Here is a 22447-nt window from a genome sequence, read left to right as displayed (position 1 = left end):
GGATGACGGCCGAACCGATCCAGCAACCCCTGGTGTCCGACCGGACCCTGGAAGTCATCGCGCGTCCCGGCGCGAGCCTGGAGGGGCTGGGCAAGCAGCTTTCCTTCGCCGCGCGGGCACTCGCCTGGGCGCCGCGCACGATTCGCCGCTACAGCGGGGAAACCCTGCGGCTGCTGACCGAGGTCTGCTTCGGCACCGGCGGTCTCGCGGTGATCGGCGGGACGCTAGGCGTGATGATCGGGATGACGTTGTTCACCGGTCTCATCGTGGGCCTGCAAGGGTATTCGGCGCTGAACCAGCTCGGCACCGCCGCGCTGACCGGGTTCATCTCGGCGTACTTCAACACGCGTGAGGTCGCGCCGCTCTCGGCCGGGCTCGCGCTTTCGGCCACCGTCGGCTGCGGGTTCACCGCCCAGCTCGGCGCGATGCGGATCTCCGAGGAGATCGACGCGCTGGAAGTGATGGCCGTGCCGAGCATGCCTTACCTCGTGACGACCCGGGTGCTGGCCGGGGTCACCGCGGTGATCCCGCTCTACGCCGTCGGCCTGCTCTCGTCGTACCTCGCTTCGCGGCAGATCACCATCTGGCTCTACGGCCAGTCCGCGGGAACCTACGACCATTACTTCACGCTGTTCCTGCCGCCCGAAGACGTCCTCTGGTCCTTCGCGAAGGTGATGGTGTTCGCCGTCATCGTGATCCTTTCCCATTGTTATTACGGCTACAACGCCAGTGGCGGGCCCGCCGGGGTCGGAGTCGCGGTGGGCCGCGCGGTGCGTACGTCGATCGTGCTGATCTCGGTGCTGGACTTCTTCCTCAGCCTCGCGATCTGGGGCGCGAACACGACGGTGAGGATTTCTGGATGAGTGCTCGCGTGGATGTGCTGCACAGACTCCGGCACCAGGTGCTGGGGCTGGTCTTCCTCGTGGTCGCCGCGCTGTTCTTCGCGCTCACGATCGCCTTCTACGACAAGGCGTTCACCTCGGTCACGCTGGTCCGGCTGGACACCGACCACGTGGGCAGCCAGATGCGGGTGGGCTCGGACGTCAAGGTGCGCGGGATGCTCGTCGGCGAGGTCCGCGACGTCCGTACGAGCGGGGATCACGCGACGCTGGATCTCGCGCTGCAACCGGACAAGATCGGCGTGATCCCGGCGAACGTCTCGGCGCGGCTGCTGCCGAAGACGTTGTTCGGCGAGCGGTACGTCGCGCTGCAACTGCCGGAAAAGCCCGAACCGCACATCAAGGCGGGGGACGTGATCCCGCAGGATCGCACCAGTTCCGCGATCGAGCTGGAGAAGGTGCTCGGCGACGTCATGCCGTTGTTGCAGGCGGTGCAACCGGAAAAGCTGTCCAGCACACTCACCGCGGTGTCGACGGCGTTGGACGGACGCGGGAAACAGCTCGGCCAGACACTGGCGCAGCTCTCGGACTACCTGGGCAAGATGAATCCGTCGCTGCCGAACCTCAAGGCCGACATCACCGGGCTGGCCAACGTCTCGAACATCTACGACAAGGCGGGGCCGGACCTCATCACCGCGCTGTCGGATCTGACCACGACCAGCAAAACGTTGGTGGACAAGCAACGTGGCCTCGCCGACCTGTACGCGACGGTGTCCGCGGCGTCGACCGACCTGACGAGCTTCCTCACCGTCAACAAGGACAACCTGATCCGGCTCACCACCGCGATCCAGCCCACGCTGGACGTGCTGGCGAAGTACGCGCCGGAATATCCGTGCATGCTCAAGCAACTCGCCGATTCGGTGCCGAACGCGGAACTGGCCTTCGGCAAGGGCACCGCGCATCCGGAGGTCAGCCGCGTCACGATCGAATTCACCTCCAGCCGGGGCAAGTATCTGCCCGGCGTCGACGAGCCGAAGTACACCGACAAACGCGGCCCTCGCTGTTATCCGCAGGTGCCCAAACCGGGGCACTGGCCGCAGTACCCGCCGGACGGCCCGATCCAGGACGGTTCCAGCAAACCCGCGCCGCCGAAGTCACCCGACGGGAGGCTGCCCGGCCCGGTGACGTCCGGGGGCGGCGCACCCGGCGGGTCGGGCGGGTCGTCGGTGATCGGGTCGCCGGACGAACAGCAGCTGATGGACCTGCTGATGTCGCCCGCGCTCGGAGTCGCGCCGGATCAGGCGCCGGGCTGGGGAAGCCTGCTCGTCGGGCCGCTGTACCGCGGAGCGGAGGTGGAGCTGAAGTGAGGAGTTTCGTGCCCTCGCTGGTGAAGATCCTGATCTTCGCCACGGTCACCGTCGTGCTCACCGGGATCCTCGGCGCCACGATCGCGAACACGAACTTCGGCGCGCAGTCCGGGTACACCGCGAAGTTCGCCGACGCCTCCGGGCTGAAGGTCGGCGACGACGTCCGCATCGCCGGGGTGAAGGTCGGGCAGGTCGGAGCCATCGGGATCACCGAAGGGGCGGGCGGCGAGGGGAAAGACGCAGGCGAGAAGAACTTCGCCGAGGTGCACTTCGACGTCGAGACGACCTACAAGCTCCCGGCGTCGACGACCGCGACCATCAAGTACCGCAACCTCGTCGGGCAGCGGTACCTCGCGCTCGGCACCGATGTCGCGGACGGGAAGACGTTGCCGCAAGGGGGCACCATCCCACCGGAGCGGACCAAGCCCGCGCTGAACCTCACCGTGCTGTTCAACGGTTTCAAGCCGCTTTTCCGCGCACTGAGCCCGAAGGACGTCAACCAGCTTTCCGGCGAGATCATCCGCGTGTTCCAGGGCGAGGGCGGCACGATCTCCAGCCTGCTCGCGCACACGGCGTCGCTCACGACGTCGATCGCCGGGCGGGACAAGGTGATCGGCGACGTCATCGGGAATCTCAACACCGTGCTCGGCACGGTCAACCAGCACGGCCCGCAGCTGGGTGATCTCATCGACCAGACGCAGCGGCTGGTCAGCGGGCTCGCCGAACAACGCAAGCCGATCGGGGACGCGGTGGGCGCGCTGGACGAGCTGACCAACGCCACCACCGGCCTGCTCGCGGACGCGCGCCCCGCGTTGAAGGACGACGTCGACAAGCTCGGCACGCTGTCGCAGAATCTCGGCGATTCCGAACAGCTGCTCGACCATCTGCTCAGCGTGCTGCCGGGCAACCTGCAGAAGTTCACCCGCACGCTGAGCTACGGCAGCTGGTTCAACTACTACCTGTGCGGGATCAACGGCCGGATCGGGATCTCCTCGCTCAACATCGAGCTGCCGATCCTGCCCCTGCCCGCGACCCAGCGACCGGAGAGGTGCGGCCCGTGAAACGACTGAAGGACCGCAACCAGGCCGTTGTCGGCGGGATCGCGCTCGTGCTGGTCGTGCTCGTCACGCTGACGACGTACTTCTCCGATCAGCTCCCGCTGTTCGGCAACGGCGTCACGTATACCGCGTACTTCGGCGAATCGGCCGGTCTGGAGCCGGACAACGAGGTCGAGGTCGCCGGCGTCAAGGTCGGCGAGGTGACGTCGGTGGGCCTGGCGGGCAAGCAGGTGCTGGTGAAGTTCCGGGTGAAGGGCGTCCGGGTCGGGGACGCCTCCTCGGCGTCGATCGAGATCAAGACGCTGCTGGGGGAGAAGTACCTCGCGCTGGAGCCGAAGGGAGCGGGCGCGCAGGATCCGGCCAGCACGATCCCGGTCGCCCGCACGCGGACGCCGTTCCAGTTGCAGGACGCGTTCCAGCAGTTGTCGAGCACCGTGGGCGACATCGACACGAAGCAGCTCGCGGAGAGCTTCAACGTGCTGTCGGACAGTCTCAAGGACAGCCCGCAGTATCTGAAGGACACGCTGTCCGGCTTGTCCGCGTTGTCGAAGACAGTGTCCTCAAGGGACACCGAGCTACATACGCTGCTGGCCAACACGGGGAAGGTTTCGAAGACGCTGTCGGATCGCAACGCGCAGCTGCAACGCGTGATCAGTGACGGGAACCTGCTGCTGACCGAGCTGCAGAACCGCAAGGCGGCGATCGATTCGCTGCTGAAGGGGACGCAGCAGGTGTCGGCGCAGCTGTCCGGGCTGGTGGCGGACAACCGTACGCAGCTGAAACCGACGCTGCAGAAGCTCGGGAAGGTCACCGATGTGTTGCAGCGCAACCAGGGCAACCTCGACAAGAGCCTGCAGCTGATGGCGCCGTTCGCCCGCGTCGGCGCGAACGCCACCGGCAACGGCCGCTGGTTCGAGGGGTATCTGTGCGGGCTGCTGCCGCCGACGATCATCGCGGGCGGGCTGACGATCAACCCCGAGGGCTGTACCCCGCCGATCGCCGCGCCGAACCAGGGGATAGGTGGCCGATGACCATCACTACACGGGGCGGGCGCAAGGTCGTCACCTGGGTTTCGTTCGGCTGTGTGGCCGTTCTCCTGCTGGCGGCGGTGTTGTGGCTGGTGCAGCGGGACGGCAACGGCACCAAGCTGAGCGCGTACTTCGGGAAGACCGTCGGGCTCTACGCCGGATCGTCGGTCCGCGTGCTGGGCGTGAAGGTCGGCGAGGTCACCGGCGTGACGCCGCAGGGCGACGCCGTGCGGGTCGACATGCGGGTGGACGGCGTGCAGATCCCAGCCGACGCGGGCGCCGTCGTCGTCGCGCCGAGCCTGGTGAGCGACCGGTACGTCCAGCTCACCCCCGCCTACGACAGCGGGCCGACCCTGGCCAGCGGCACGGTCCTGCCGAAGGAACGCACCGCGATGCCGGTCGAGCTGGACGACCTGTATGCCAGTCTGGACAAGCTTTCCACCGCGCTGGGGCCGGACGGGGCGAACAAGAACGGGGCGTTGTCGAACGCGCTGGACACCGCGGCGGCGAACCTGAAAGGCAACGGGGCCAACCTGAACTCGACGGTCGGGCGGCTCGCGGATCTCGCGAAGACGCTGGACAACTCGAAGGACGACCTGTTCGGCACGGTCCAGAACCTGAACTCGTTCACCGGCGCACTGGCGCAGAGCGACGCGCAGCTCAACGAGTTCTACAAACGCGTCGCCGATGTGAGCGGCTTCCTCGCCGCGGACTCCGGTGACGTCGGCGCGGCGCTGAGCTCGCTGGGCGGCGCGCTCGGCGACGTCAAGACGTTCGTGGCGGACAACAAGGACGCCCTCGCGTCCAATGTGGACAAACTGGCCTCGCTGACGAAGGTGCTGGTGGACCAGCGCTCCTCGCTGGCCGAGGTGCTCGACGTCGCCCCGGTGGGCGCGACGAACTTCATCAACTCCTACGACGCCGCGTCCGGCACCATCGCCGTGCGGGACAACCTCAACGAGATCACCCATCCGCCGGTGCTCACCCTGTGCCGCCTGATCAGCGCGGGGACACCGAAGGAGATTCCCGACGTGATCGGGAACATGTGCAAGAAACTCGCGCCGGTGCTCGACGGGACGTTGAAGCTGCCGAGCCTTTCGCAGGTGATCGCCTCGCTCCAGACCGGCGAACTCCCGCCGCTGCCCTTGCCGGTCACCGACGTCCTCACCCAGCTCTCCGGAGGCAAGAAGTGAAGCGGCGCAATGCCGTTAAGGCCACCTTACGGGCATCAGACGCCCGCAAGGTGGCCTTAAGGGCACATCGACGGCGGATCGCGGGGGTGCTGGCCGGGGTGCTGGTGCTGGCGGGCTGCAGCGACGGCGGGTTCAACGGCCTCTACAGCACGCCGCTGCCCGGCGGCGCGGACATCGGCGACCACCCGTACCGGATCACCGCGCAGTTCACCGACGTGCTGGATCTGGTGCCGCAGGCGAGCGTCAAGGTCAACGACGTCGCGGTGGGCCGGGTCGAGAAGGTGACCCTCACCCCGGACACCCGCACCGCGGTGGTGTCCATGACGGTCAACGGCGACATCTCCCTGCCCGCCAACGCGCACGCCGAGCTGCGGCAGTCGAGCCTGCTCGGCGAGAAGTTCGTCGACCTGCGCGCCCCCACGGCGGAGAAGGCCGAGGGGAAACTCGGCGAGGGCGCGCAGATCCCGCTCGCGCGGACCAACCGCAACCCCGAGGTCGAAGAGGTGCTCGGCGCGTTGTCGCTGCTGCTCAACGGCGGGGGTGTCGAGCAGCTGCAGAAGATCAGCCACGAACTGAACGATGCCCTGTCCGGCAACGAACCGGAGATCCGCGCACTGCTGTCGCATGTGGACGAACTGGCCACGCAGCTCGACGGGCACAAGGGCGAGATCCTGCGGGCCATCGACGGGCTCGACAAGCTGTCGCGCACGCTGACCGGGCAGACGCAGAACCTGGGCAACGCGCTCGACAATCTGGCGCCGGGCCTGAAGATCGTCACCGACCAGCGTGACCAGCTCGTCGGGATGCTGCAGTCGCTCAACAAGCTGTCCGGAGTCGCCGTCGACACCGTGACCAAGAGCCGTGACCAGCTCGTCGCGAATCTCAAGGCACTGCAGCCGATCCTGCTGAAACTGGGCGAGGCCGGGCAGAACCTGCCCAAGGCGTTGCAGATCCTGCTCACCTACCCGTTCCCGGACTACGCGGGCAACGTGATCAAGGGCGACTACGCGAACGTCGAGGCGACCGTCGACCTCGACCTGGACACGTTGCTGCACAACATTTCCAGCTCCTCGCAGCCGTTCCTGCCGATCCCGGGTTCGCAGGGCACCGGGGCGCCGGGCGCGATCCCGTTCAACAACGGCTCCCCGCCACCCCCGCTGCCCCTGCCGCCGATCAACCCGCCGCAGGCGCCGGGCACGACGCAAGGACAGAACGGTAATCCGCTCGGCGGTATCGGCGGCGTGCTGGGGACGTTGTTCGGGGGTGGCCGATGACCAAGGCGACGCGGATCCGGCTGCTCGCGTTCATGATCATCGCCGTCGTTTCGGTGGTCTACGCGGGTGGGAAGTACGCGGGGCTGGACCGGCTGTTCGGCACCCGGGGCTACGTCGTCACCGCGAAACTCGCCGACTCGGGCGGGATCTTCGTCAACGCCGAGGTCGCCTACCGCGGTGTGACGGTCGGGCGGGTGACGTCGATGAAGCTCACCGATCACGGCGTCGACGTCGCCATGGACCTCGACAAGGGCGGGCCGAAGATCCCCGCCGACACCCGCGCGCAGGTGTCGAACCGGTCGGCGGTGGGGGAGCAGTTCGTCGATCTGCTGCCCCAGCACGACACCGGCCCGTATCTGGCCGACGGCGCGGTGATCGACCAGGGCCGCACCTCGATCCCGCTCGCCCCGGACACCGTGCTGTCCAATTTGGACAAGCTGGTCGCCGGGGTGCACCCGGACTCGCTGCGTACCGTGGTCGACGAGACCTACACCGCGTTCGCCGGCGCCGGTCCGGACCTGCAACGGCTGCTGGACAGCTCCGGATCGCTGACCACCGCGGCCATGCAGTACCTGCCGCAGACCCAGGGCCTGCTGGCGAACTCACGGACCGTGCTCGACACCCAGCAGCGCCAGGCCGCGAACATCACCGAGTTCTCCAGCGGGCTGCGCACGATCGCCGGGCAGCTGAAGAAGTCGGACCCGGATCTGCGGAAGGTGATCGACGAGGCACCGCAGCTCGGCCGCCAGATCAGTGACGTGCTCGCGAAGTCCGGCACCGACCTCGGGGTGCTGTTCGCGAACACGCTGACCACCGCGCAGATCACCTCGGCACGCACCGACGCCGTCGAGGAACTGCTCGTGGCCTACCCGATCATCTCGGCGTTCTCGCCGACGACCTCGCCGGACGGCACCGGGCACCTCGGGTTCGTCCTGAACTTCTTCGACCCGGCGTCCTGCACCAAGGGATACGAGGGCACCCAGCAACGGCCCGCCAACGACACCCGCGAAATCCCGGTGAATACCAAGGCCTACTGCGCCGAGCCGCCGGGCAGCCCCACCGGGGTGCGGGGCTCGCAGAACGCCCCATACGCGGGCAAGCCCCCGGCGATCCCGGCGGCACCTAAGCAGCAGGAACAGCCCGCGGGGCAGAACCAGCTTCCCGGCATGCTGAACCTGCTGACCGGGCAGCCCAAGGGCGGGCTGGGCGCGCTGCTGGGCGGCTCGTGATGGCCCGTCTTCCGCGCGTTCTCGCGGTCGCCGCCGTGCTGGCGGTGCTCGCCGCGGCGTGGACCGGCTTCTCGTGGTGGCGATCCGCGCACGACGACGCGCAGGCCCGCGGCCGCGAACGTGACGCGGTCCTGGCGGCGGCGAACACGGAACTGGTCGCCTTGAACACGATGAACTACCGCACCGCAGCGCAGGACGTGGACCGCTGGATCGCAGCCACCACCGGCCAGTACGGCAAGGATCTCTCCGGGGACCGGAAACTCCAGATCGATCGCGCGACCACCACCAAGACCGTGTCCACCGCGTCGCTTGTTCAGGCCGCGGTGACCCAGCTCGACGTCGGTGCCGGGACCGCGCGGCTCATGGCGGTGCTGAACGTCCGCGTCAGCACCGCCGACGGCGCCCCGGCCCCGAAGCTGAACCGGCTGACCGTCGACTTCGCGCGCGATGGTGACGCGTGGAAGGTCGGCGGGGTGCAGGCGGCCGGGTCATGAGCCGTCTGTCGCAGGTGTTGGCGGGGATCGTCGTCGTGGCACTGGGCTGCGCGGTGTGGTTCGGCGTCGAAGTGTCTACTTTGGACCCAGGGGACAACGCGGCACTGGTGGACCAGCCCGCGACGGCCGAGGTGTCCGATCAGGTCGGTGCCGCGGTCAAGGCGGTGTTCTCCTACGACTACGGCAACCTCGCCCGTACCGAGCGGGCGGCGGCCGAGGTGCTCGTCGGGGACGCGGTTTCCCAGTACCGGGACCAGTTCGCGTCCGCGCGCAAGCGGGCGGAAGAGCAGAAACTGGTGCGTACCACGACAGTGCGGTCCCTCGGGGTGCGTGAGCTGCGTGGCGATGACGCGTCGGTTCTGCTGTTCCTGGACCAGCAAACCCTGGCGCCTAGTGGCGGCGCGCCCCAGACTTCGGTGGCACAGCTGAGCGTCACCGCGAAACGGGTCGACGGCCGATGGCGGCTGTCCCGTTTGGACCCGCTGTAGCGGTCAGCGGGGATCGATCGGGGTCAGGCGTCCGGCTCGTGCCTCGATCGCGGCGGCTGCGTCGAGGCACAGGTCCTCGCGGAACCGCGGCCCGATGACCTGCACCGCCTGCGGCAGACCGTCCGCCACCCCGGTGGGGACCGCGACGGCGGGCAGGCCCAGCAGGTTGACCGCCACCGCCGTGCGGAGACTCTCCGGCCAGGCCGAGAGCCAGTCCGGATCGAGGTCCTCGCCGACCCGGAACGCCGGTGCGGTGCGGATCGGCGCGAGCACCAGCGGCGTCCGGCACATCCAGTCGTGCCAGGCGTGCGCGATGATGGCGCGTTCGGCCATCGGGTCGACCGCGGCGGGCCCGGCGGCGCGCGTCCAGACCGGCTCGAAGGCAGCCCAGAACCGCACGAAGTCGGCGGACGCGATGGTCTCGACCGGCGGCTGTCCTTCGTGGACACGACCGTGGTTCAGCATGATCTGGATGACGATCTCGCTCGCTCTCGCCAAGTACGGCGGCTCGGCCTCTTCGATGACGTACCCCGCGTCGGTCAGCGCTGCGGCCGCTGCCCGCAGCGCCTCGGCGATCGGCGGGGCCACGGCGCCGCCGGTCGCGAGCGCGACGTGCTTGGGCAGCGGCGGACCGTCGAGCGGAACCGGCGCGTACCACGGGTCCGCACCCGGGCCGCACAGGTGCGCGAACGCCAGCCGCAGGTCCCGCACCTCACGGGCGATCGGCCCGTGCACGGCGAGGAGCTGGAACGCGAAGGGAACCGGTGCCCGCATCGCCATCCCCACGCGTCCCAGCGACGGTTTCAACGCCGCGACCCCGCAACACTGGGCGGGCCAGCGCAGCGAGCCCGCGCCGTCGTTGCCCATGCCGAGCGGCACCATGCCGGTGGCCACCGCGACCGCGTCGCCGCCGCTGGACGCGCCGGGCGTGTGGCCGGCCGACCACGGATTGCGGGTGGCGCCGCGCAACGCGTTGTCGGTGTGCCAGCGCATCCCGAACTCGGGCATGTTCGTGCGGCCGAGCGGAATAGCCCCCGCCGCGCGCAGTTCGGCGATGTGCGGCGCGTCCTCCCGCGCGATCGCCTCCCGCATCGCGACGACGCCGTGTGTCGTGGCCGACCCCGCGACGTCGATGTTCTCCTTCACCGTCATGGGCACCCCGCACAACGGGCCGGTTTTCCTTTCCCTGTCAACGACTTTCGCGGCCTCCAGGGCTTGCTCGGCCAGTACGTCCGTGATCGCGTTGAGCCGGGGATTCACCGCTTCGATCCGTTCGAGGTGCGCGGTCACCACCTCGCGTGCCGACACCTCGCCTGCCCGTACCCGCCCGGCCAGTTCCCCCGCGCCTTGCTGCCACAGCTGCGACATCGCTCGTCCGCCCCGCTTCCCGTGCTTGTCGGTGCGGGCGACGGTAGAGCGGAAATCCGGAAAGGTGCAGTCTTGTTCTTTCCGGCGGCCTCAGCCGGTTCAGTCGAGGACCGCGGTGGCCTCCACCTCGACGAGATGACCGGCGATGGCCAGCGACGTGACACCCAGCAGCGTCGCAGGCGGCAGCGGGGTCACCCCGAGCTTCGCGGACGCCTTGGCCACGCCCTTCAGGAACAGCGGCATCTTGTCGGGCGTCCAGTCGGCGATGTAGACGCTCAGCCTCGTCACGTCGTCGAAGGACGCACCGGCCGCGGCCAGCGCGATGCCGACGTTGAGGTAGCACTGCTCGACCTGCGCGGCGAGGTCACCCTCGCCGACCGTGACACCGTCGGCGTCCCACGAGACCTGCCCGGCGACGAAGATCTGCTTCGACCCGCTCGCGATCGCCACCTGCCGGTAGACGCCGATCTCCGGCAATCCGGCGGGGTTCATCAGGGTGACGGTCATGGTCGGCTGCCTTTCGTAGTCACTTGCGGTTACCCAGGAACCGTAGGAGAGTGTGCGCTGACAGGGAAGAACGCACTTTTCGGTAACTGAGGAACCATATGGGGACCCAGCAGTTCACAGGCTCACCCGAGGACGCGGACCTGACACGCGCGGACTCGCTGGCGCGCGAGATCTTCTCGGACATCGCCAACAAGTGGGCGTTGCTGATCATCGAGTGCCTGGGCGACGGCACGCTGCGCTTCAGCGAACTGCGGGACGGGGTCGAGGGCATCAGCCACAAGATGCTCACCCAGAACCTGCGCATGCTGGAGCGCAACGGCCTGATCGAACGCACGGTGTATCCCACCGTGCCGCCCCGCGTCGAGTACACCCTCACCGAACCGGGCCAGGGCCTCCGCGCGACGATCGACGGGATGTGCGCGTGGACCCACCGCTACCTCGGCGACATCGAGGCTTCCCGCCATCGCTTCGACGCCTGACTCCGGCGCACCGGCGCGGGTCACGCGTGGCGGTGGATCGCAGGGTCGCGAATGGCACATGGGGTTTTCTCGCTCAGGTTTCCGGGTCCGTGGGTGCTGCCCGATGTCGCGAACGGTCCGTTGCCGACTCACGACGCCGAAGTCCACAAAGGACAAGCGCACATGTCGCGGCGCCGCCATACTTTCGTCCCGTCAGTCACTCGGCTGCACCCTGAGTCACGCCGTTGGTGTGAAGGGCTTACTCGTATTCTGTTCACGGGACGAATCGGTGGAGAATATTGCGTCTGGGTGTGCGTAACGGATCCACGTAATCTGGCGGGATGAATTCGGGGAGTCCGTCTTCGGCGATGCGGACCGACCAGTCGGCTTTGTGGAGGAGTCGGTGATGCGCTCCGCAAAGCAGGACGAGATTCCGGAGGACGGTGAGTCCGCCGTGGGTCCAGAGGGTTATGTGGTGGGCGTCGCAGTGTCGGGGCTTGCGGTGACAGCCGGGGAAGGCGCAGCCGCCATCTCGGATGACCAGCGCTTTCCGTAGTGCTGGGGTGACGAGTCGTTTGGCTCTGCCGAGGTCGAGGGGTTCGCCTTTGGTTCCCAGTACTGCGGGGATGACGTGGCAGTCGCAGGCGAGCATGCGGGCTTCGGTGGCGGTGATGGTGCTGACCATGTCCAGGCACGCGGTGCCCAGCTTCGACTTCAGGTCATCCAGTGTCACCGTGACCAGGAGTTGGGCGCGGTCGCCCCCGGGGACGTCCGGAACATTGGCGAGTATCGCGATGGCTTCGCCGAAGGCTTCCCCGTACCGCTGGGACGGCGACCGCAGATCCGGCCACCTGTCCTCCCCTGCAGGCCGGGGCGTGGCCAGGGGATCGAGGATGGCGCTGAGGCGAGTGCCGGTGATGGGGTCGAGCTGGCCGTCGATGTCGTACCAGCCGTCTTTCCGCTGCCGCAACCGTAACTCGGGCTTGCGCTCTGGCGGGTCCGGGTCCTTCGGTGGCTTCCCGTCCTGGTCCATGCGGGCCAGGATTTCGTCGGCGGCCTTGACTACTTCCTGTGGTGTGGCGTGGCGGGCGAGTTCGACGAGGATTTTCTCGGCGCTGCTTCTGTCCTCGTCGGACACAAAAGCGGGGACCTTCTTGAGGAAACCGAGGATCCGGTCGCTGTGGTGCGGCCCGATCTCACCGTCGAGTGCGGCCGCGTGCGTTGCTGGCGCGGCGGCTGGGAGTTCGCTACCGTCGATGTTGCGTCCGGGATTCAGCCCGTGGGCTCGGTCGAGGTATTTTTTGGCTTCACCGCGCGACATCCGTGCCATGTGTGCGAACCACGCGGCGGTGGATCCGTACCCGTACAGCTCGGACGCACCGCGAGAGTCGATCTCCGCGAGGTACTGGCCAAGCTCGGCGTCCAGGCGCCACAGGGATTCCAGCCGGGTACGAACCTCGTCGGCGAGTGCGCGACCGGATCGCCGCCACAGCTCCTGCGGCGGCTCCAGAGTGGACAGATTCCCGGACACACCACCATCATACCGCGCTAGTAGAACATATGTGCGACACGATCGAGTGAAGTGCATGCCTCGAATTTGTGGTTGTATGGCTGCGTTTCCCGGGCCGGGTGGTAGCTGGCGATGCGGTGTCGGATGATCGCGGGCCTTGGGGTGATCAGGGTGAGTGGTGCCGTTTACTGCACGGCTCTTCGGTGCGGTTGCGTGCTTCTCCGGCACTGGTGGTCTTGACGTTGGCGAAGGGTGAGGTAGTGGAGTTCGCGCCAAGACGGCCTTCGGCCTGGGCGCTTCGGCACGGAAATGCTTACGTGAAGCCGGGTGGACCGTGGCTGGGGTGTGAAGAGCTGGTTGTCTCATGATGCCTGTGCGGCCAGCTCCGTGAGCGCCGTCGATGTGTCGAGGGGGTGGCGCATCCACTGCGCCAAAGGAGCCCCTCATTGCTTTAATGTCCACAAAGGACAAAATGGCAGCGGGCGTGAACGCGGGGGCGCGGGCAGGCGAAACCTACCCGCGCCCCCGCGTTCAGCAGTTGTTCCTGACGTACCACACCGGGCCCCAGTTGCCGTGCGAGTCCGAGGAGTAGGCGGGGTCGGTCGTGAACACGTGGTTGTGGCTCTTGCCGTACATCGACGTCGTGTAGTGGTGGGTCTGGTTGTTGATCCACGAACCGCCGCTGTTCCAGCCGTCCGGAATCTCGAAGTACTTGCCGCAGGCCGCCCATGTGCGGCCGCTGCCTTCGTAGTTCGCTTTCGGCCAGCCGCAGAAGGCACCGTAGGAGCACAGGACGAACGGTGTCCTGGCGTCGTTGCCGTCGAGGCCGTCACCCAGCAGGTGCGCGTACTTCTCGCCGGGCAGGGTGTAGGTGATGGCCGAACCGTCCGCGGCCTCGACTCTGTTGGCTGCCACCTGTTTTCCGCCTCGCGCCGCGGGGTCGTGGTCGATCGTGCTCTGGAGTTCGGCGGCCTGGGCCGCGGAGAAGCCCGCGCTCCGCAGCTGACCCGTGAAGCCACCGGAGGTGGCGCCCGCCGGGCTGGTGAACGTCGCGGCCGCCAGCAATGCCAGCATCGCGCCGCCGCAGAGCAGTCTGATTTTCGAACGCATGAAATCTCCCTGTTTCCGGACAAAGACGATGATCACGCGAGGAAGGAATTACCCCGTCGTCGCGATTGTGGTGCGGCGCGCGCGGGTGCCACAATGGTTCAAGTTCAGGCTTGAATGTGACTACGCTGGGGGGAGTAGTGCTGCGCATTCGCTGTACTGTGGACGATCTCTTGCGCGTTTCGATCGCCGAACATCCGGCGCCGCTGGGTGAGCTGACGCTGGCGATCCAGATGCTGCAGCGCCGGGATCCGCATCCGGCGTTCGCCCCGTGGCGGCATCGGATGGCGCGGACTTTCGCGGTCGAAGGAAGCCCGCTGGCGCAACTGGTGTCGCCGCTCGGCGCGGGCCCGATGTTCCTCGATCCGCCGAGCCCCACGATGGACGAGGGGGTCGACCGGGTGATGTCGGCCTCGCGGCTCGACGTTCGCGCCGAGCTCGAGCGGGTGTGCGCGATCGACCGGCCCCGTACGCCATGGGTCCGTGGGCTCGCCGATCGGGACAAGGAGGCCTGGAAGGTACTGGAAGGCGCGCTGCGCACGGCCTATCGCGCCACCCTTGCCGAGGCCTGGCCTCGATTGCGGGCGAGCTTCCACGCCGAAACCGCCTGGCGCGCCCGGATTCTCGCGCGGGACGGCCTGCGCGCCACGTTGACCGGGCTGTCCCCGTCGATCCGGTGGCGGGACATGACACTGGAGATCGACTTCCCCCGGGAGGTCGACATCACGCTCACCGGGCAGGGCATCAGCCTGCAGCCGTCACTGCTGTGGGCCGGTCCGCCGCTCATCGCGCGGTACGGCGACGGCCCGCTGATACTGATCTACCCGGCCTTGACCCCGTTGCCGTTGCTCACCTCCGGCGCGGCCGCCGATCCGCTTTCCGGCCTGCTCGGCGCTACACGTGCCAGAGCGCTCCGTGTGCTGACCTTCGACCGCACCACCAGTGAACTCGCCAAGGAGCTGTCCGTCACCGTCGCCGCGGCCTCCCTCCAGACCAAGACCCTCCGCGCGGCGGGGCTGGTCGTCTCGCAGCGGGAAGGCAAGGCGGTGCGGCATCGCTGCACGCACCTCGGACTGGACCTGCTCGCCTCGGGATGAGGCCGCGACCTCGACGCCGGTGTCGAGGTCAAGAACGTACGGGGACTAACGTCGCGGGCATGCGGCTTCATGTGGGATGCGCGATGTGGACGCACACCGCCTGGCAGGAGCTGCAGCCGAATCCGCGGGAACGGCTGCGCTCCTACGCGGGCTGGTGCAACGCGGTGGAGGGCAACACCACCTTCTACGCGACACCCGCGCGGGACACCGTCCAGTCCTGGGCGAACCAGACCGCCCCCGAGTTCCGCTTCGTGGTCAAGCTGCCGAAAACCATTACGCACGAACGGCGGATGACCGGTGCCGAGGCGGACCTGCGGGCGTTCCTGCACGCGATCGAACCGCTCGGGCCGCGTGCCCACGCGTTGTGGCTGCAACTGCCCGCGTCCTTCGGGCCGACCGATCTCGGTGTGCTGGCGGGGTTTCTGCGGCAGTTGCCGCCGACCTACCGGTACACCGTCGAGGTCCGCCATCGCGCGTTCTTCGACGACGACAAGGCCGCGCGGCAGCTGGAGTACGTGCTGGGGCGGGTCGGCGCCGAATGGATGCCGTTCGACACCACGACGTTGTTCGCCGCTCGCCCGGTCAGCCCCGGCGAGCGCGAGGCCTGGGCGAAGAAGCCGCGGGTGGCACGCCGCACCCGCGCCCTCACCGAGTACCCGATCGTGCGCTACCACGGACGCGACGACGTCGATGCCACCGTCGCGGGCTGGCGGCCGTGGATCGACGTCGTCACCGCGTGGCTGCGCGAGGGCCGTTCGCCGACGGTGTTCCTCCATACGCCCGACAACGCCGGATCGCTGGTGCTGGCCCGTCAGTTTCACGACGCGGTACGCGCGGGTCTACCCGAACTGGAGCCGCTGCCCGAACCCGAGTCGCATGAGCCGATGACGTTGTTCTGATCCGCGTGGCCGGCGGGCGCGGGCGTCAGAGCACGTGCTCGAGAACGATGTCGGCCACTCGCCCGACCGGCACCGTCGTGACCACCTCGAGCGTGGCGGACTCCCGGAGCAGCGGCTCCACGGTCTTGAGATAGCCGAGCGTCTCGGCGAGTTCCGCCGAGGTTTTCCCGTAGGGATTGGTCGTCCGGGCGGCCAGCCGCTCGACGAGGACGTCGGCCGGAGCGCTGAGCAGCACGATGTGGTCGAAGCGGGGATAGAACAGGACCTGGTTCCGCGTCGTGCCCTGCACGAACAGGGGCGCGGCGGAAACCTCGGAAAGCAGGGCGCCGATCCGGTCCACGCGCCAGAGCCGTTCGCCGTCGATCGTCTCGTGGTAGCCGCCGTAGTCGGTGTCGACGGTCCGGTGACCCCGTGCCGCGAGTTCGTCCAGCAGCGTGCTCTTGCCCGTTCCCGACATCCCGGTGACCAGTACCCGCTTCACTCCGCACACCGTAGTGGCACGCGCCGGTGCCACGTGTGGCACCTTCTGAGCCAACATGGCTTGCGGTGGTGCCACACGTGTGCCATAGTGGTGCCATGGACTTGACCTCGTATGTACGCAATCTCGGAAGTGAGTTCGCCACCCTGGCCGAAGCGGGTGGCGAGGAGTCGCGTGCGCTGGTCGAGCGCCTGACCGGGTCGCTCGAATCGGCGATCCGGATGACGTTGCTGGACGCGCTGGCGGCCGCCGCCGACGAGATCACCCGGGACCTGGCTCCGGGATCGGTGGAGGTGCGCCTGCGGGGACGCGATCCGAACTTCGTGGTGACCACGCCGCCCGCCGAGGCGGGGCCGGACGCGGCCGAGACCGAGGCACCGGCGGCCGATCTGGACGACGGGCCGCCGATCGCCGAGGACGGTCCCACCGCGCGGATCAACGTACGCCTTCCGGAGCAGCTCAAGGCCGCGGTCGAGGAGGCGGCCGCCAAGGAGGGCCGCTCGGTCAACGCCTGGCTGGTCCGGGCTGCCGCGGCCAGCCTGCGGCACTCCGGCCGCGAGCAGCAGCAGCGCCCCGAGTCCTACGCCGGCAAATGGGGCAAGCAGAAGTACACCGGCTGGGTGCGCTAGCCACCGGAGCCGCTTTCCACCACCACGTCCCTGACCTGCGGGGACGTCTCATCCACCCGTTCCGAGGGGACACCTATGCCCATTTTCGAGACACCCGAACCGATTTCCGTGACGCTCGAACTCGGTGTCGGCGATGTGCGGTTCAGCGCGAGCGACCGCGCCGACACGGTCGTCGAAGTGCGTCCGACCAACCCGGCCGACGAGTCCGACGTGAAGGCCGCGGGCCAGGTCCGCGTCGAGTACGCGAACGGCCGCCTGCAGATCAAGGGCCCGAAGGCGCGGGCGTTCGACTTCTCCCGCAAGACCAGGTCGGTCACGGTGTCCATCGAACTGCCCACCGGCTCGCACGTGGCGGGCGACGCGCAGGTCGGGGGCTTCCGCGCCACCGGCAGGCTCGGCGAGTGCCGGCTGAAGACCTCCGTCGGGGACTTCCAGTTCGAGCACACCGGCTCGCTGCACCTGGACACGTCGACCGGCCACGTCACCGCGGACGGCGTCGCGGGCAATGCCGACATCCACACGAGTTCCGGCAAGGTCCGCATCGGCGAGGTCGAGGGCTCGGTGGTCGTCAAGAACTCCAACGGCAACACCGAGTTCGACGCGGTCGCCGGCGAAGTCCGGGCGCGGGCGGCCAACGGCGACATCTTCGTCGGCAGGGCAGGCGCGGGGGTCGACGCGAAGACCGCCAACGGCGGCATTCGCATCGGCGAGGTGGTCCGCGGTTCGGTCATGCTCGCGACCTCGATGGGCGACCTCGAGGTCGGCGTCGCCGACGGCACCGCTGCCTGGCTCGAGGTGCACACCGGCTTCGGGCAGGTGCACAACCTGATGGAGAGCGCCACCCGGCCGGACGAGTCCGACGAGACCGTCGAGGTGCGTGCCCGCACCTCCTACGGCGACATCACGATCCGCCGTTCCTGATCCCTTTCCGCTTACCTGCCAACCTTTCCAGGGGGAACCATGACCACCGACCACGCCCGGGCCGCGATCGCGGTGAAGGGGCTGCGCAAGGCGTACGGCGATCACGTCGTGCTCGACGGGCTCGACCTGAACGTGCCGCGGGGCACGGTCTACTCGCTGCTCGGCGCGAACGGCGCCGGGAAGACCACCACGGTCAAGATTCTGTCCACTTTGATCAATGCCGACGCCGGGGACGCCCGGGTCGCGGGCCACGACCTGACGCGCGAACCCGACGCGGTGCGTGCCGCGATCGGCGTCACCGGCCAGTTCTCGGCGGTGGACAACCTGCTCACCGGCGAAGAGAACCTGCGGCTGATGGCGGATCTGAACCACCTCGGCCGGGCCGAGGGCAGGCGGCGTACCGCCCAGCTGCTGGAGCAGTTCGACCTGGTCGCCGCGGCCGGGAAACCGGCGTCGAGCTACTCCGGGGGGATGCGGCGGCGACTCGACCTCGCGATGACCCTGGTCGGCAGCCCGCGGGTGATCTTCCTCGACGAGCCGACCACCGGCCTGGACCCGCGCAGCCGCCGGAGCATGTGGCAGATCGTCCGGGAACTCGTGATCAGCGGCGTCACCATCTTCCTGACCACGCAGTACCTGGAGGAGGCCGACGAACTGGCCGACAAGATCGGCGTCCTCGACCACGGCCGGCTCGTCGCCGAGGGGACCGCGGACGAGCTGAAGCGCCGCATCCCCGGCGGGCACGTCCGCCTGCGGTTCGCCGACACCCACGGCCTCGACGCGGCGACGCGGCTACTGGGCGAGGTCTCGCACGACAACGACGCGCTCGCGCTGCGCGTGCCCAGCGACGGCAGCCTCCGCTCGCTGAAGCACCTGATCGACAGCCTCGACGAGCGTGCCATCGAGGTCGACGAGCTGTCGGTGCACACCCCCGACCTCGACGACGTTTTCCTCGCCCTCACCGGCAATCCGAAGAACTCCGAGAACCAGACCTCCGCGAACGAGAACTCCCAGAACGGGAAGGTGACCATCCGATGAGCACCGCCGCTCACGCCCTCGCCGGACCGGCTCCCGCCGGCCTCCGGTTCCATCCGCTGCGCGACTCGGCGACGATGCTGCGCCGCAACCTCAAGCGCATGATCCGTTATCCGTCGATGACCGTGCAGCTGATCGGGATGCCGATCATCTTCCTGCTGCTGTTCGTCTACGTCTTCGGCGGCACGATGGGAGCGGGGCTCGGCGGAGCCGCCGGCGGGCGCGCCGAGTACGTCAACTACCTGGCGCCGGGGATCCTCCTGATGACGATCACGGCCACGGTCCAGGGGACCACGGTCTCGGTCGCGATGGACATGACCGAAGGCATCATCGCCCGGTTCCGCACTATGCACATCGCCCGCGTCTCGGTGCTGACCGGGCACGTGCTGGGCAGCGTGATCCAGGCGGTGCTGAGCACGGCCGTCGTGACCGGCGTGGCGCTGCTCGTCGGTTTCCGGCCCGCCGCGGGGGTCGGCGCGTGGTTCGCACTGGCCGGTTTCCTGCTGGTGGTGACGTTCGCGCTCGTCTGGCTCGCGGTCGCGCTCGGCCTGGTGAGCAAGAGCGTCGAGTCCTCGAGCAACATCCTGCTGCCGTTGATGCTGCTGCCCTTCCTCGGCAGCGGGTTCGTGCCCACCAGCTCCATGCCCGCCGGCCTGCGCTGGTTCGCCGAGTACCAGCCGTTCACGCCGATCATCGAAACCATGCGCGGCCTGCTGATGGCCAAGCCGGTCGGGAACCACTGGTGGATCGCGCTCAGCTGGTGTGCCGTCATCGCCCTCGGCAGCTACCTCTGGTCGAAAAAGCTGTTCAACCGCGAGTACTCCCGCTGAGCAAGTTCGCCTGCCACGTAAGGAAATCCGATGACTCACACGGTTCCCGTTCCGCGGGGCCTCCCGATGGAGCGCGACGCGGGCCCGTTCGACCCGCCCCGCGACCTCACCCGGCTGCGGGAGGCGCGCCCGGTCAGTCCGCTGATCTTCCCCGACGGCCATGAGGGCTGGCTCGTCACCGGCTACGACGAGGTCCGTCAGTTGCTGGCCGACACCCGGTTCAGCTCGCGCCAGGACCTCGGCATCATCCACCTGCCGTTCGAGACGCCCGGCATGCCCGTCCAAACCGAACCGTCCCCGCAGACGCCGGGCATGTTCGTCGCCATGGACCCGCCGGACCACACCCGGTTGCGGCGCAAGCTCACCGGCGCCTTCACCGTCCGGCGCATGAACCAGCTCGAAGCACAGATCATCGAGATCACCGAACGGCAGCTGGACGAAATGGCGCGGCTGGCTCCGCCGGTCGATCTGGTCAGGGAATTCGCGTTGCCGGTTCCGTCGCTGGTGATCTGCGCGCTGCTCGGCGTCCCGTACACCGACCGGGACACCTTCCAGGTCAACACCACCAAGTTCCTGGAAAAGGACGTGACGCTCGAGGAAAAGATGGCCGCGTACGAGGCGATGACCTCGTATCTGGCCGAACTGGTCACGCGTAAACGCGCCGAACCCGGCGACGACATCCTGTCGGATCTGGCCCGCGATGAGGACCTCAGCATCGAAGAGCTGGTCGGGGTGGCCTTCCTGCTGCTGTTCGCGGGTCACGAGACCACCGCGAACATGCTGGCGCTGGGCGCCTTCGCGCTCCTGGAGCATCCCGGGCAGCTGGCCGGACTGCGCGCCGATCCGGAACTGATGCCCGACGCGGTCGAGGAACTCCTGCGCTATCTGTCCATTGCGGACATCTTCTACCGCTACGCCGCCGAGGACATCGAACTCGGCGGGGAAACCATTCCCGAGGGATCGACCGTCGTCGTCGCCCTGCTGGCCGCCAACCGCGATCCCCGCCGCTTCGACGACCCCGACACGCCGGACTTCCACCGCAAGGCCCGCGGCCACCTGTCCTTCGGCCACGGCGTCCACCAGTGCCTCGGCCAGCAGCTGGCCCGCATCGAGATGCGGGCCGGTTTCACCGGGCTGCTGCGGCGTTTCCCGAGCTTGCGGCTCGCCGTTCCGGCCGGCGACGTGAAGCTCAAGACCGACATGAACATCTACGGCGTCCACGAACTGCCCGTGACCTGGACGACCACGGACCGCTGACCGAACACGAACGAGTGGAGTGCACGATGCAGAACGAAGCGATCGCCGGCCTCAGCGACCTTCCCGTGGCACGTCCCGCGGGGTGCCCGTTCGACCCGCCCGCCGAGCTGGGCCGGATCCGCGACCAGCGCCCGCTGACCCGGCTGACCTACCCCGACGGGCACGTCGGCTGGCTCGTCACCGGCTACGAGGAGGTCCGCGCGGTACTGGCCGACCGGCGTTTCAGCTCGCGGTACGAGCTGTCGCACTATCCGATGCCGGGGGCGGAGGGCATCGAGATACCGCCCGCGCCGCCCGGCGACCTGACCGGGATCGACGACCCGGAGCACGCCCGCTACCGGAAACTGCTCACCGCCCGGTTCACCGTGCGCCGGATGCGGCAGCTCACCGACCACGTCGAGCAGGTCACCGCCGAGTACCTGGACGCCATGGAACGGCAGGGCCCGGAGGTGGACCTGGTCCAGGCGTTCGCGCATCCCATTCCCGCGGTGATGATCTGTGAACTGCTCGGCGTGCCCTATGCCGACCGCGAGGCCTTCCAGGGGTATGCGGCGACGGTGGGCAGCACCGAAATCACCCCGGAAGAGCAGATGGCCGCGTACGCCGCGCTGATGGACTACGTGGGTCAGCTGGTCCCCGCCAAGCGTGCCGAGCCCACCGACGACATCCTCAGTGAGCTGACCGCCAGCGACCTCACCGACGAGGAACTGGCCGGACTCGGCACGTTCCTGCTGGGGGCCGGTCTCGACACCACCGCCAACATGCTCGCGCTCGGTACTTTCGCGTTGCTGCGCAACCCCGCGCAGGCCGCCGCGCTGCGCGCCGATCCGGGCATCGCCGAGGGGGCCGTCGAGGAACTGCTGCGCTACCTGAGCATCACGCACACCGGGGTACGGGCGGCGCTGGAGGACGTCGAGCTGGGCGGAGAGGTGATCAAGGCGGGGGAGTCGGTCACGATCTCGATGCAGGCCGCCAACCGTGACCCGGCGAAGTTCGCAGATCCGGACGTCCTCGACCTGACCAGGAAGGCCACCGGGCACGTGACCTTCGGCCACGGCATCCACCAGTGCCTCGGCCAGCAGCTGGCCAGGGTCGAAATGCGCGTCGCCTTCCCGGCGCTGTTCACCCGGTTCCCGACGCTGCGGCTGGCCGTCCCGCCCGAGGACGTCCCGCTGCGTCCCGACCACCAGAACATCTACGGCGTGCGCAGTCTTCCGGTCACCTGGGACCGGGGGTAGGTAAGGGGGATCGGCGGGGGCGCCCCGGGGTCGCGGGGCCCCGCCGCCGAATTCGGCGGGGGCCCCCGCCCCCATATACCCGCCCCGGTTTATCTCCACGAAATACGACCCCGCGGGCGCCCGGCCCAGATAGACCACCATAC

The 22447-nt window shown here is 68.5% G+C and carries 23 protein-coding genes; 18 read left to right on the top strand and 5 right to left on the bottom strand.

What is annotated here, in order from left to right:
• Window positions 1–2: 2 nt before the first annotated feature.
• From ACFWY9_RS17470 to ACFWY9_RS17430, 9 genes are read left to right on the top strand one after another with little or no spacing between them, the layout of a single operon-like run.
• Entirely contained in the window at window positions 3–863 is an 861-nt protein-coding gene (locus tag ACFWY9_RS17470) for an MlaE family ABC transporter permease (protein WP_378326410.1), read from the top strand.
• Entirely contained in the window at window positions 860–2206 is a 1347-nt protein-coding gene (locus ACFWY9_RS17465; protein ID WP_378326409.1) for an MCE family protein, read from the top strand. The genes ACFWY9_RS17470 and ACFWY9_RS17465 overlap by 4 nt, the downstream gene beginning before the upstream one ends.
• The gene (locus ACFWY9_RS17460) at window positions 2203–3267 is read left to right on the top strand and encodes an MCE family protein (RefSeq protein WP_378339263.1); all 1065 of its coding nucleotides are present in this window, start codon (window positions 2203–2205) and stop codon (window positions 3265–3267) included. Before ACFWY9_RS17465 ends, ACFWY9_RS17460 begins: the two co-directional genes overlap by 4 nt.
• Window positions 3264–4295, top strand: coding sequence for an MCE family protein (locus ACFWY9_RS17455; RefSeq protein ID WP_378326407.1), 1032 nt, complete (start codon window positions 3264–3266; stop codon window positions 4293–4295). Before ACFWY9_RS17460 ends, ACFWY9_RS17455 begins: the two co-directional genes overlap by 4 nt.
• Entirely contained in the window at window positions 4292–5485 is a 1194-nt protein-coding gene (locus ACFWY9_RS17450; RefSeq protein ID WP_378326406.1) for an MCE family protein, read from the top strand. The genes ACFWY9_RS17455 and ACFWY9_RS17450 overlap by 4 nt, the downstream gene beginning before the upstream one ends.
• Before the next feature lie 50 nt (window positions 5486–5535).
• Window positions 5536–6759, top strand: a complete 1224-nt coding sequence (locus ACFWY9_RS17445; protein WP_378326405.1) for an MCE family protein — start codon at window positions 5536–5538, stop codon at window positions 6757–6759.
• Window positions 6756–7988 carry an MCE family protein gene (locus ACFWY9_RS17440; RefSeq protein WP_378339262.1) on the top strand — a complete coding sequence of 411 codons (1233 nt, stop codon included), beginning with the start codon at window positions 6756–6758 and terminating at the stop codon, window positions 7986–7988. Before ACFWY9_RS17445 ends, ACFWY9_RS17440 begins: the two co-directional genes overlap by 4 nt.
• Window positions 7988–8482: a hypothetical protein gene (locus ACFWY9_RS17435; protein WP_378339261.1), complete on the top strand. Its 495-nt coding sequence runs from the start codon at window positions 7988–7990 to the stop codon at window positions 8480–8482. Before ACFWY9_RS17440 ends, ACFWY9_RS17435 begins: the two co-directional genes overlap by 1 nt.
• Window positions 8479–8970, top strand: a complete 492-nt coding sequence (locus tag ACFWY9_RS17430) for a hypothetical protein (RefSeq protein WP_378326402.1) — start codon at window positions 8479–8481, stop codon at window positions 8968–8970. The genes ACFWY9_RS17435 and ACFWY9_RS17430 overlap by 4 nt, the downstream gene beginning before the upstream one ends.
• A 3-nt stretch (window positions 8971–8973) precedes the next feature.
• Here the strand turns inward: ACFWY9_RS17430 and ACFWY9_RS17425 are convergent, their stop codons facing one another.
• Together ACFWY9_RS17425 and ACFWY9_RS17420 are read right to left on the bottom strand one after the other, a co-directional pair.
• A complete protein-coding gene (locus ACFWY9_RS17425) occupies window positions 8974–10338 on the bottom strand; it encodes an amidase (protein WP_378339260.1) in 1365 nt (454 codons plus the stop codon).
• Window positions 10339–10437: 99 nt separating this feature from the next.
• The gene (locus tag ACFWY9_RS17420) at window positions 10438–10845 is read right to left on the bottom strand and encodes a RidA family protein (RefSeq protein WP_378339259.1); all 408 of its coding nucleotides are present in this window, start codon (window positions 10843–10845) and stop codon (window positions 10438–10440) included.
• Between the two features lie 98 nt (window positions 10846–10943).
• Between ACFWY9_RS17420 and ACFWY9_RS17415 the strand changes: the two genes are divergently transcribed.
• On the top strand, window positions 10944–11324 hold the full coding sequence (locus tag ACFWY9_RS17415) for a winged helix-turn-helix transcriptional regulator (RefSeq protein WP_378339258.1): 381 nt from the start codon (window positions 10944–10946) through the stop codon (window positions 11322–11324).
• Window positions 11325–11577: 253 nt separating this feature from the next.
• Here the strand turns inward: ACFWY9_RS17415 and ACFWY9_RS17410 are convergent, their stop codons facing one another.
• Together ACFWY9_RS17410 and ACFWY9_RS17405 are read right to left on the bottom strand one after the other, a co-directional pair.
• The gene (locus ACFWY9_RS17410) at window positions 11578–12834 is read right to left on the bottom strand and encodes a DUF222 domain-containing protein (RefSeq protein ID WP_378339257.1); all 1257 of its coding nucleotides are present in this window, start codon (window positions 12832–12834) and stop codon (window positions 11578–11580) included.
• A gap of 510 nt (window positions 12835–13344) precedes the next feature.
• Window positions 13345–13923: a hypothetical protein gene (locus ACFWY9_RS17405; protein ID WP_378339256.1), complete on the bottom strand. Its 579-nt coding sequence runs from the start codon at window positions 13921–13923 to the stop codon at window positions 13345–13347.
• A 170-nt stretch (window positions 13924–14093) separates the two neighbouring features.
• On the opposite strand from ACFWY9_RS17405, the gene ACFWY9_RS17400 reads away from it, so the two are divergent.
• Complete coding sequence (locus ACFWY9_RS17400; protein ID WP_378339255.1) at window positions 14094–15017, top strand: hypothetical protein; 924 nt, start codon at window positions 14094–14096, stop codon at window positions 15015–15017.
• An 83-nt stretch (window positions 15018–15100) separates the two neighbouring features.
• Window positions 15101–15916 (top strand): DUF72 domain-containing protein, encoded by an 816-nt coding sequence (locus tag ACFWY9_RS17395; RefSeq protein WP_378339283.1) that lies wholly within the window; start codon window positions 15101–15103, stop codon window positions 15914–15916.
• A 25-nt stretch (window positions 15917–15941) separates the two neighbouring features.
• Here the strand turns inward: ACFWY9_RS17395 and ACFWY9_RS17390 are convergent, their stop codons facing one another.
• Entirely contained in the window at window positions 15942–16397 is a 456-nt protein-coding gene (locus tag ACFWY9_RS17390) for an AAA family ATPase (protein ID WP_378326395.1), read from the bottom strand.
• Between the two features lie 95 nt (window positions 16398–16492).
• Here ACFWY9_RS17390 and ACFWY9_RS17385 point away from each other — a divergent pair, with 95 nt between their 5' ends.
• The 6 genes from ACFWY9_RS17385 (at window position 16493) to ACFWY9_RS17360 (ending at window position 22304) form a co-directional block, all read left to right on the top strand.
• Window positions 16493–17023 (top strand): YlcI/YnfO family protein, encoded by a 531-nt coding sequence (locus ACFWY9_RS17385; protein WP_378326394.1) that lies wholly within the window; start codon window positions 16493–16495, stop codon window positions 17021–17023.
• A 75-nt stretch (window positions 17024–17098) separates the two neighbouring features.
• A complete protein-coding gene (locus ACFWY9_RS17380) occupies window positions 17099–17944 on the top strand; it encodes a DUF4097 domain-containing protein (RefSeq protein WP_378326393.1) in 846 nt (281 codons plus the stop codon).
• A 39-nt stretch (window positions 17945–17983) separates the two neighbouring features.
• Window positions 17984–18982, top strand: a complete 999-nt coding sequence (locus tag ACFWY9_RS17375) for an ATP-binding cassette domain-containing protein (protein ID WP_378339254.1) — start codon at window positions 17984–17986, stop codon at window positions 18980–18982.
• Window positions 18979–19809, top strand: a complete 831-nt coding sequence (locus tag ACFWY9_RS17370) for an ABC transporter permease (RefSeq protein ID WP_378326391.1) — start codon at window positions 18979–18981, stop codon at window positions 19807–19809. Before ACFWY9_RS17375 ends, ACFWY9_RS17370 begins: the two co-directional genes overlap by 4 nt.
• A 30-nt stretch (window positions 19810–19839) precedes the next feature.
• Entirely contained in the window at window positions 19840–21066 is a 1227-nt protein-coding gene (locus tag ACFWY9_RS17365; protein WP_378326390.1) for a cytochrome P450, read from the top strand.
• A 26-nt stretch (window positions 21067–21092) separates the two neighbouring features.
• A complete protein-coding gene (locus ACFWY9_RS17360; RefSeq protein WP_378339253.1) occupies window positions 21093–22304 on the top strand; it encodes a cytochrome P450 in 1212 nt (403 codons plus the stop codon).
• Window positions 22305–22447: the final 143 nt, after the last annotated feature.

The organism is Amycolatopsis sp. NPDC059027 (assembly GCF_042739735.1).
Taxonomy (GTDB): Bacteria; Actinomycetota; Actinomycetes; order Mycobacteriales; family Pseudonocardiaceae; genus Amycolatopsis.
This window is presented reverse-complemented; position numbering and strand designations above follow the sequence as displayed.

Excerpts from the sequence above, each read along its gene's own strand:
- ACFWY9_RS17470 (WP_378326410.1), top strand. The coding sequence starts at position 3 with ATGACGGCCGAACCGATCCAGCAACCCCTGGTGTCCGACCGGACCCTG.
- ACFWY9_RS17465 (WP_378326409.1), top strand. The coding sequence starts at position 860 with ATGAGTGCTCGCGTGGATGTGCTGCACAGACTCCGGCACCAGGTGCTG.
- ACFWY9_RS17450 (WP_378326406.1), top strand. The coding sequence starts at position 4,292 with ATGACCATCACTACACGGGGCGGGCGCAAGGTCGTCACCTGGGTTTCG.
- ACFWY9_RS17440 (WP_378339262.1), top strand. The coding sequence starts at position 6,756 with ATGACCAAGGCGACGCGGATCCGGCTGCTCGCGTTCATGATCATCGCC.
- ACFWY9_RS17435 (WP_378339261.1), top strand. The coding sequence starts at position 7,988 with ATGGCCCGTCTTCCGCGCGTTCTCGCGGTCGCCGCCGTGCTGGCGGTG.
- ACFWY9_RS17430 (WP_378326402.1), top strand. The coding sequence starts at position 8,479 with ATGAGCCGTCTGTCGCAGGTGTTGGCGGGGATCGTCGTCGTGGCACTG.
- ACFWY9_RS17425 (WP_378339260.1), bottom strand. The coding sequence starts at position 10,338 with ATGTCGCAGCTGTGGCAGCAAGGCGCGGGGGAACTGGCCGGGCGGGTA.
- ACFWY9_RS17420 (WP_378339259.1), bottom strand. The coding sequence starts at position 10,845 with ATGACCGTCACCCTGATGAACCCCGCCGGATTGCCGGAGATCGGCGTC.
- ACFWY9_RS17415 (WP_378339258.1), top strand. The coding sequence starts at position 10,944 with ATGGGGACCCAGCAGTTCACAGGCTCACCCGAGGACGCGGACCTGACA.
- ACFWY9_RS17405 (WP_378339256.1), bottom strand. The coding sequence starts at position 13,923 with ATGCGTTCGAAAATCAGACTGCTCTGCGGCGGCGCGATGCTGGCATTG.
- ACFWY9_RS17395 (WP_378339283.1), top strand. The coding sequence starts at position 15,101 with ATGTGGACGCACACCGCCTGGCAGGAGCTGCAGCCGAATCCGCGGGAA.
- ACFWY9_RS17385 (WP_378326394.1), top strand. The coding sequence starts at position 16,493 with ATGGACTTGACCTCGTATGTACGCAATCTCGGAAGTGAGTTCGCCACC.
- ACFWY9_RS17380 (WP_378326393.1), top strand. The coding sequence starts at position 17,099 with ATGCCCATTTTCGAGACACCCGAACCGATTTCCGTGACGCTCGAACTC.
- ACFWY9_RS17375 (WP_378339254.1), top strand. The coding sequence starts at position 17,984 with ATGACCACCGACCACGCCCGGGCCGCGATCGCGGTGAAGGGGCTGCGC.
- ACFWY9_RS17370 (WP_378326391.1), top strand. The coding sequence starts at position 18,979 with ATGAGCACCGCCGCTCACGCCCTCGCCGGACCGGCTCCCGCCGGCCTC.
- ACFWY9_RS17365 (WP_378326390.1), top strand. The coding sequence starts at position 19,840 with ATGACTCACACGGTTCCCGTTCCGCGGGGCCTCCCGATGGAGCGCGAC.
- ACFWY9_RS17360 (WP_378339253.1), top strand. The coding sequence starts at position 21,093 with ATGCAGAACGAAGCGATCGCCGGCCTCAGCGACCTTCCCGTGGCACGT.